Source organism: Kitasatospora sp. NPDC057198 (assembly GCF_042670125.1).
GTDB lineage: Bacteria > Actinomycetota > Actinomycetes > Streptomycetales > Streptomycetaceae > Kitasatospora.
On sequence record NZ_JBHUWH010000816.1, the window covers coordinates 1 to 1,782 of the forward strand.

3 protein-coding genes are annotated in these 1,782 nt (G+C 76.7%); 2 read left to right on the forward strand and 1 reads right to left on the reverse strand.

Annotated features, from left to right (window positions below):
• The coding region (locus tag ACFUEL_RS39295) for an SDR family NAD(P)-dependent oxidoreductase (protein WP_380242956.1) at positions 1-381 on the reverse strand (381 nt) is incomplete at its 3' end.
• 124 nt (positions 382-505) lie between these two features.
• On the opposite strand from ACFUEL_RS39295, the gene ACFUEL_RS39300 reads away from it, so the two are divergent.
• Together ACFUEL_RS39300 and ACFUEL_RS39305 are read left to right on the forward strand one after the other, a co-directional pair.
• Entirely contained in the window at positions 506-1,087 is a 582-nt protein-coding gene (locus ACFUEL_RS39300; protein ID WP_380242958.1) for a TetR/AcrR family transcriptional regulator, read from the forward strand.
• 153 nt (positions 1,088-1,240) lie between these two features.
• Positions 1,241-1,705, forward strand: coding sequence for a hypothetical protein (locus tag ACFUEL_RS39305; RefSeq protein WP_380242960.1), 465 nt, complete (start codon positions 1,241-1,243; stop codon positions 1,703-1,705).
• The last annotated feature ends 77 nt before the right edge of the window (positions 1,706-1,782 follow it).

Here is a 1,782-nt window from a genome sequence, read left to right on the forward strand (position 1 = left end):
CACGTTGACCGCGTGCTGCCGGGCCAGCGCGGCCGGGTCCGCCTCCCCGGCGACGGGCCCGGGGGTGATCACGCCGGCGTTGTTGACCAGCACGTCCAGCCGTCCGAAGTCCTCGGCGACGGCGGCCACCAGGCGCTCGACCTGCGCGGCGTCCCCCTGGTCGGCCCGGTACGCGGCGGCCCGCCGTCCGAGCGCCTCGATCCGCCGCACCACGTCCGCGGCGCGCGGCGCCGAGCCGCTGTGGCTGATCGCGACGTCCGCGCCGGCGGCGGCCAGGGCGAGGGCGGTGGCGGCGCCGATGCCGCGCGAGCCGCCGGTGACCAGGGCGGTGCGGCCGGCCAGCGCGTCGGGCGCGAAGACGGCGGTGGTCGGGTGCGTCATGTCGGGTTCCCCTCCGAGTTCTGTACCGTGTGGTACACATCGGGGACGCTACCATATCGATCGGTACACAATCGCGGTGCCCGATCGCGGCCGACCGCACGAACTCCCGGGGAGGCAGGGCGACATGACGGGCCGTCCGCGCACGTTCGACCTCGACGAGGCCCTGGAGCGCGCCATGCGGGTGTTCTGGCGGCACGGCTACGAGGGCACCGCGCTCTCCGACCTGACCGCCGCGATGGGCATCAACCGCCCCAGCCTGTACGCGGCGTACGGCAACAAGGAGGCGCTGTTCCGCCAGTGCCTGGACCGCTACCACCGCGGCCCGGCCCGGCACGTCCGGGAGGCGCTGGCCGCGCCGACCGCCCGGGGCGTCGCCGAACGCCTGCTGCGCGGCACCGTCGAGGTGGTCACCCGCGAGGAGGGGCCCGGCTGCCTGCTGGTGCACGGCGCGCTGGCCACCGGTCCGGGCGCGGAGGGGGTGCGCGCCGAGAGCGCGGCCCGCCGCGCGGCGCACCGGGAGGCCCTGCGCGCCCGCTTCGAACTGGCCGTCCGGGTCGGCGAGTTCCCGCCCGGCACCGACGCCGCGGTGCTCGCCGACCACCTGGCCACCCTCACCTACGGCCTCGCCGTCCAGGCCACCGAGGGCCTCCCGCCCGCGCACCTGCACCGGATCGCCGCGCACGCCCTGGCCCACTGGCCGCACTGACCCCGGCCGCACCCCGCGCAGCACCCACCGCGTCCGCGCGCCCCCGTAGCATGACGACACGGACCGATGTCGGGGGGGCATGTGTCGAAGGGGCTGCGGGGTCGCCGCCGGAAGGACCGTCGCGGGCGGGCGGCCGGGAGGCGGGTGCGGGGCGTGCTCTGCGCCGTGTCCGCGGTGTTCCTGGCGGCGAGCGGCTGCGGGCCGTCGGAGCTGTCGGTCGGCCGGGCCCGGGTGAAGGTCGGGGAGTACACCGCCGCGGTCCTGGCCGTGCTGCCCGCCACCGCCAGGACCACCTCGACGCTGACGGACCAGAACGCGTGCGGGCACCCCGACCCCGGGGCGGCGCAGAACTACGAGGTCTACGCCGCCTACGACCTGTCGGGGGTGGCACCGTCCGAGGTGGAGCGGGTCTTCGACGCGGTGCGGGAGCGGCTCGCGACCGAGGGGTTCGCGGTCACCGGGCGGACCGCCCAGCGGCTGGAGCTGACCAATTCCTCGAACGGTTTCACCGCGTCGGTGGACACCCGCGGCGTCGGCCCGCAGGTGCACGGGGCCGACACGCTGAGCCTGGTCGTGCTCTCCTCCTGCGCCCGGCCCGACAGCACCCCGGGCCCGTAGTGGCGCCGGCCGGGAACGCGGACATTGACCGGCGGCCTCACTCCCGGGTCTCTCACCGTCATCGCGTCCCGCCCGCA